Genomic DNA, 6,357 nt, shown 5'->3' with positions numbered 1-6,357 from the left:
AAATGTCGAAGAGCAAATTCGAGCGGACGAAGCCGCATTGCAACGTTGGGACGATTGGGCACGTTGATCATGGGAAGACGACGCTGACGGCGGCGATTACGAAGGTTCTTGCGAAGAGCGGTGGTGCTGAGTTCATGGCGTACGACCAGATTGACAAGGCGCCGGAGGAGCGTGCGCGGGGGATCACGATTGCGACGGCGCACGTGGAGTACCAGACGGCGAACCGGCACTATGCGCACGTGGATTGTCCGGGGCATGCGGACTACGTGAAGAACATGATCACGGGTGCGGCGCAGATGGATGGGGCGATCTTGGTTGTGTCGGCGGCGGACGGACCGATGCCGCAGACGCGGGAGCACATTCTGCTGGCGCGGCAGGTGGGGGTTCCGGCGATTGTGGTTTTTTTGAACAAGGTCGATCAGGTTGACGACCCGGAGTTGATCGAGCTTGTGGAGCTTGAGGTTCGGGAGCTTCTGTCGAAGTACGAGTTTCCGGGGGACGAGATCCCGATTGTTCGGGGCTCGGCGTTGTGCGCGATGGAGGAGCGGAACCCGGAGCTAGGGGAGCAGGCGCTGATGAAGCTGATGGCGGCGGTTGACAGCTACATCCCGCAGCCGACGCGACCGAAGGACAAGCCGTTTTTGATGCCGATCGAGGACGTGTTCTCGATCTCGGGGCGGGGGACGGTTGTGACGGGGCGGGTTGAGCGGGGCGTGATCAAGGTTGGGGAGGAAGTGGAGATCGTGGGCCTGAAGCCGACGCTGAAGACGGTGGTGACGGGGGTTGAGATGTTCCGCAAGCTGTTGGACCAGGGCGAGGCGGGGGACAACATCGGGGCGCTTCTGCGGGGGACGAAGCGGGAGGAGGTTGAGCGGGGTCAGGTGTTGGCGGCACCGGGCTCGATCACGCCGCACACGAAGTTCAAGGCGGAGGCGTACATCCTGACCAAGGAGGAGGGTGGGCGGCACACGCCGTTTTTTACGAACTACCGGCCGCAGTTTTACTTCCGGACCACGGACGTGACGGGGTCGGTGAAGCTTCCGGACGGGGTTGAGATGGTGATGCCGGGGGACAACATCGCGATGGAGGTCGAGCTGATCGCGCCGATCGCGATGGACGAGGGCCTGCGCTTCGCCATCCGCGAGGGCGGGCGCACGGTCGGCGCCGGCGTCGTCGCCAAGATCATTCAATAGCGAGGATGCCGGTTTTGCGCAGACACTCGCGGGAAAATGCACGACGTTGCAGCCGGAGGTTAGGAGTGTAGCTCAATTGGCTAGAGCACCGGTCTCCAAAACCGGGGGTTGGGGGTTCGAGTCCCTCCACTCCTGCCAGGTTGGCTCAACGGCCAGCGCCGGCGGTCCGGGGCGAATCTGAGCGAAGGTGCAGCGGACAACAGTTGAGCGATTGCGATCGGAAAATCTGGGTCTAAGCGAGTGGTTCGATAGAAATGACGAAGGTCAGTCCAGGTGAGTTCATCCAGCAGGTTCGGACGGAGGTGTCGAAAGTCACCTGGCCGAGCCGCAAGGAGACCATGGTGACGACGGCGATGGTGTTCCTTATGGTTTTCTTGGCCGCAATCTTCTTCTTCGTCGTCGATCAGTTGCTGTCAAACGGCGTGCGCGCCCTGTTGGGGATCGGGGGCTGAGCGATGCCGGCGCGCTGGTACGTGCTTCACGTCTATTCGGGCTTCGAAAAGAAGGTCGCGCAGTCGATCCGCGACCAGGCGAAGCAGAACGGGCTCGAGGATCGGATCGAGCAGGTCATGGTCCCCGTCGAGGAAGTGGTCGAAGTGCGGCGCGGTTCCAAGGTGCAAAGCGAGCGCAAATTCTTCCCCGGCTACGTGCTGCTCAAGATGGATATGACCGACGAGACTTGGCATCTCGTCAAGAATACGCCGAAGGTCACCGGCTTTCTCGGCGACAAGGGTAAGCCGATCGCGATTTCGGAGGCCGAGGCCTCGCGCATCCTGCACCAGATGCAGGAGGGGGTCGAGCGGCCCAAGCCTGCGATCACCTTCGAGGTGGGCGAGCAAGTCCGGGTCGTCGACGGGCCGTTCACGTCCTTCAACGGTATGGTCGAGGAAATCGACGAGGATCGTGCGCGGCTCAAGGTTTCGGTTTCGATCTTCGGGCGCTCGACGCCCGTAGAGCTCGAGTATGCGCAGGTCGAGAAGGCCTAGGGTCGGCGAACCCACGGGCGAGCGGATGCAAGGTTCCACCCGGCGCATGGTGCGCCGCGTGGTTTGAGCGCGGGAGGCCTGCCACGGCCGCAACCGCAACCCAGTCGGTAACGCGAACTGAGGAATAGAGATGGCAAAGAAGATTGACGGTTACATCAAGCTGCAGGTGCCGGCGGGAAAAGCAAACCCTTCGCCGCCAATCGGCCCCGCACTTGGCCAGCGCGGTCTCAACATCATGGAGTTCTGCAAGGCGTTCAACGCGACGACCCAGAAGATGGAACCGGAGATGCCGATACCCGTGATCATCACGGTGTTCTCGGATCGCTCCTTCACGTTCCAAATCAAGTCGCCGCCTGCGAGCTACTTCCTTCGCAAGGCCGCGGGAATCGAGAAAGGCAGCTCGACGACGGGCCGCGGCACGGTCGGCAAAGTGACCATGAAGCAGATCCGCGAGATCGCCGAAAAGAAGATGCAGGACCTCAACGCCAACGACGTGGATGCGGCCAGCCGCATGCTTGTCGGCACCGCCCGCTCGATGGGCCTCGAAGTGGTGGAGTAAGGCCATGGCTCATGGGAAGCGCTTGAACAATGCGTACGAGAAGATCGATCGCGCACGCTTTTATCCCGTCGACGAGGCGGTGAAGATCTTGAAGGAGTTCGCGGCGAAGAAGATCGATGAAACGATCGAGGTTGCCCTGAACCTCGGTGTCGATACGCGCCATGCGGACCAGCAGGTGCGCGGGGTCGTCTCGCTGCCGCATGGTACCGGAAAGGGCGTTCGGGTCGCCGTGTTCGCGAAGGGCGAGAAGGCCAACGAAGCGAAGGGTGCCGGGGCGGATATCGTCGGTGCTGACGATTTGGCCGAAAAGGTGATGAAGGGCGAAATCGATTTCGAGCGCGTGATCGCGACGCCGGACATGATGGCCGTCGTTGGCAAGCTCGGCAAAGTGCTCGGGCCGCGTGGCCTGATGCCGAACCCGAAGCTCGGCTCGGTGACGATGGACGTCGCCAAGGCGGTGCGCGATGCGAAGGCCGGGCAGGTGCAATACCGCGCGGAAAAGGCGGGGCTGGTGCACGCCGGTGTGGGCAAGATGAGCTTCACCGAGCAGGCGATCGTCGAAAACGTCAAGGCGTTCTACGATGCGGTGGCGCGCGCCAAGCCGTCCGGCGTCAAGGGCACCTACATCAAGAAAGTTTCGCTCAGCTCGACCATGGGACCGGGCCTGAAGCTCGATGCCGCGTCGCTCGGCGGTCCCGCGGCTGCTGGGTGAGCGATACGATGGAATTCGCCGCGCGGGAGTGAATTTCGCGCGGAGAGTAGGGAGCCGGGAGGGTGATAGCCCAACCGGACCCCGACCTGTCCGAGACTGCAGGTGCCGAATGGGATGCACAATCCCCTAGGCATAAAGGTGGTGAAAGCCGCCTGCATAGACGGGAGTCGAACCCAGCTTCCCGCACTCACCGGAGCGATCCGTTGGGGCGCGGGCGACGGGCTTGAACTTCTGGGGCAGGGTGAGCCGGATCTTCGGGCTCAGCCTGGAGGTCCAGTCGCAACCGGCCTGGGCGGCAACAAGTCGTGCCGCGATGGCCAAAGGAGCGGAGAAGACGGTGCAACGTACCGAGAAGGAAGATCTGGTCGCCTCGCTCAACCGCGCCTTCCAAGAGGCCGCTGCGGTGGTCGTTACTCGCCAAAGCGGTCTGACGGTCGCCGAGATCGGCGATCTTCGACGGAAGGTTCGGGCGGCGGGAGGCCGCTTCAAAGTGGCGAAGAACCGTCTTGCGCGCCGTGCCTTGTCGGGGACCAGGTACGAGGGATTAGCAGAGCTGTTCAAAGGACCGACCGCGATCGCATTTTCGAGCGATCCCGTCTCGGTCGCGAAGGTGGCCGTCGACTTCTCGAAGCTGAACGAGAAGCTCGTCATCACCGGAGGAGCCCTCGGCGCCCAGGTCCTGGATTCGAATGGTGTGAAGGCCCTTGCCTCGCTGCCGTCTCTCGACGCGCTGCGCGGCAAGATCGTCGGTCTCTTGAAGGCGCCGGCAACCAAGATCGCCGGTGTCGTACAAGCGCCCGCCGCGCAGCTCGCTCGCGTGCTGCAGGCGTTCGCCCAAAAAGGCGAGGCCGCGTAGGACACATTGGAACCCTGAAGTTTGAGCTTAGGAGAAATGGAACATGGCAAATCTCGATAGTCTGATTGAGGAGCTTTCGAAGCTCACCGTCATCGAGGCGGCGGAGCTTGCAAAAAAGCTCGAGGAGAAGTGGGGTGTCACCGCCGCAGCACCGGTTGCGGTCGCGGCGGTCGGTGGTGCGGGTGCGGGCGCTGGTGCCGCGGCCGCCGTCGAGGAAAAGACGGAATTCACCGTCGTTCTTGCCGCCGCAGGCGACAAGAAAATCAACGTCATCAAGGAAGTTCGCGCAATCACCGGCCTTGGCCTCAAGGAAGCGAAGGATCTCGTCGAGGGCGCTCCCAAGACCGTCAAGGAAGGCGTGTCCAAGGACGAAGCCGCGAAGCTCAAGAAGGTCCTCGAGGATCAGGGTGCGAAGGTCGAGGTTAAGTAACGTGCTTTTTGGCAAGCCTTGCACGGACGGATGCGGGATGTCGTCTCGCGTCCGTCCGGCAAGCGCTGTGAGGTTGTGGGTCGAGTAATCGACCCCTAGTCGCCGGCGCTCGATTTCGTGGCACCGGAATTGCCGTCCGTTTCGGGACGGCGGGCTTTGTGAGGAGCAGAAGATCGATGGCGAAGTCGTTCACGGGACGCAAGCGGATCCGTAAAAGCTTTGGCCGGATTTCCGAAGTGGCGCCGATGCCGAACCTGATCGAGGTGCAGAAGAATTCCTACGATCAGTTCTTGCAGAAGGATGGCACGGCGGAGAAGCGCACCAGCGTTGGCCTGCAGGAGGTCTTCCGCTCGGTCTTCCCGATCCGGGACTTTTCGGAACGCGCCCAGCTCGAGTTCCTCAAGTACGAGCTCGAGGACCCGAAGTACGACGTCGAAGAATGCCAGCAGCGCGGCATGACGTTTGCGGCCCCGCTCAAGGTAACGCTTCGCCTTGTCGTCTGGGACGTCGACGACGAGACCGGCTCGCGCTCGATCCGGGACATCAAGGAGCAGGACGTCTATATGGGCGATATGCCGCTCATGACGACGAACGGCACTTTTATCATCAACGGCACCGAGCGCGTCATCGTCTCGCAAATGCACCGCTCGCCGGGCGTGTTCTTCGATCACGACAAGGGCAAGACTCACTCATCGGGCAAGTATCTGTTCGCGGCACGGGTCATCCCCTATCGCGGCTCCTGGCTCGATTTCGAGTTCGATGCCAAGGATCTTGTCTACGTCCGCATTGACCGGCGCAGGAAGCTCCCCGTGACGACCCTGTTCATGGGCCTCGATAGTCGAGCCACCGCGGAGCTGCGCAAGCAGCGCGAGGCGGAGGGCAAGAGCATCGAGCCGCACGAGCACACCGGCATGTCGGCGGAGGAGATTCTTTCCTATTTCTACGCAAAGGTCGCCTTCAAGCGCATGAAGGATGGCTGGCAAATGCCGTTCGATCCACAGCGCATGCGCGGCATCAAGCTCAACTCTGACTTGATCGACGCCAAGAGCGGTAAGGTTGTAGCCGAAGCCGGCGCCAAGATGACCGCACGCCTCGGGCGCAAGATCGCCGAGGACGGCACCAAGGACGTTCTCGTGCCGGCCGAGGAACTCTTCGGCCGTTACGTCGCCGAAGACGTCATCGATGAAAAAAGCGGACTCGTCCTTGTCGACGCAGGTGCTGAGATCACCACCGATACGCTCAAAATCCTCGAGCAGTATGGCATCAACGCGATCTCGACGCTTGCGATCGATCACATCAACGTCGGACCCTATATCCGCAACACGCTGGCGATCGACAAGAATTCGACGCGCGAGGAAGCGCTCATCGACATCTATCGCGTGATGCGTCCGGGCGAGCCGCCGACGCTCGAAACCGCGGAAGCGCTGTTCAAGGGTCTGTTCTTCGACGGCGAGCGTTACGACCTCTCCGCGGTGGGCCGCGTCAAGATGAACTCGCGCCTCGAGCAAAAGACCGAGGACACGATCCGCACCTTGCGCAAGGAAGACATCATCGCGATCCTCAAAGTGCTCGTCGGGTTGAAGGACGGTCGCGGCGAGATCGACGACATCGACAATCTCGG

Annotated in this window: 8 protein-coding genes and 1 tRNA gene; all 9 read left to right on the top strand. The window is 61.9% G+C overall.

Annotated elements, in window-relative coordinates:
* Positions 1-2: 2 nt before the first annotated feature.
* Complete coding sequence (tuf, locus tag VEJ16_02700; GenBank protein ID HYB08562.1) at positions 3-1,193, top strand: elongation factor Tu; 1,191 nt, start codon at positions 3-5, stop codon at positions 1,191-1,193.
* Between the two features lie 61 nt (positions 1,194-1,254).
* Positions 1,255-1,331 (top strand) — tRNA-Trp (locus tag VEJ16_02695).
* Between the two features lie 116 nt (positions 1,332-1,447).
* The gene (gene secE, locus VEJ16_02690) at positions 1,448-1,645 is read left to right on the top strand and encodes a preprotein translocase subunit SecE (GenBank protein ID HYB08561.1); all 198 of its coding nucleotides are present in this window, start codon (positions 1,448-1,450) and stop codon (positions 1,643-1,645) included.
* Between the two features lie 3 nt (positions 1,646-1,648).
* Entirely contained in the window at positions 1,649-2,179 is a 531-nt protein-coding gene (gene nusG, locus VEJ16_02685) for a transcription termination/antitermination protein NusG (GenBank protein HYB08560.1), read from the top strand.
* 130 nt (positions 2,180-2,309) lie between these two features.
* Positions 2,310-2,738 carry a 50S ribosomal protein L11 gene (rplK, locus tag VEJ16_02680; protein ID HYB08559.1) on the top strand — a complete coding sequence of 143 codons (429 nt, stop codon included), beginning with the start codon at positions 2,310-2,312 and terminating at the stop codon, positions 2,736-2,738.
* A gap of 4 nt (positions 2,739-2,742) precedes the next feature.
* On the top strand, positions 2,743-3,450 hold the full coding sequence (rplA, locus tag VEJ16_02675; GenBank protein HYB08558.1) for a 50S ribosomal protein L1: 708 nt from the start codon (positions 2,743-2,745) through the stop codon (positions 3,448-3,450).
* A 337-nt stretch (positions 3,451-3,787) separates the two neighbouring features.
* A complete protein-coding gene (rplJ, locus tag VEJ16_02670; GenBank protein ID HYB08557.1) occupies positions 3,788-4,306 on the top strand; it encodes a 50S ribosomal protein L10 in 519 nt (172 codons plus the stop codon).
* A gap of 43 nt (positions 4,307-4,349) precedes the next feature.
* Positions 4,350-4,736 (top strand): 50S ribosomal protein L7/L12, encoded by a 387-nt coding sequence (gene rplL / locus VEJ16_02665; protein HYB08556.1) that lies wholly within the window; start codon positions 4,350-4,352, stop codon positions 4,734-4,736.
* Between the two features lie 176 nt (positions 4,737-4,912).
* Positions 4,913-6,357 (top strand): DNA-directed RNA polymerase subunit beta (locus VEJ16_02660; GenBank protein HYB08555.1); only part of this gene is annotated, 1,445 nt, incomplete at its 3' end.

Source organism: Alphaproteobacteria bacterium (assembly GCA_035625915.1).
Classification (GTDB): Bacteria; Pseudomonadota; Alphaproteobacteria; order JACZXZ01; family JACZXZ01; genus DATDHA01.
This window is presented reverse-complemented; position numbering and strand designations above follow the sequence as displayed.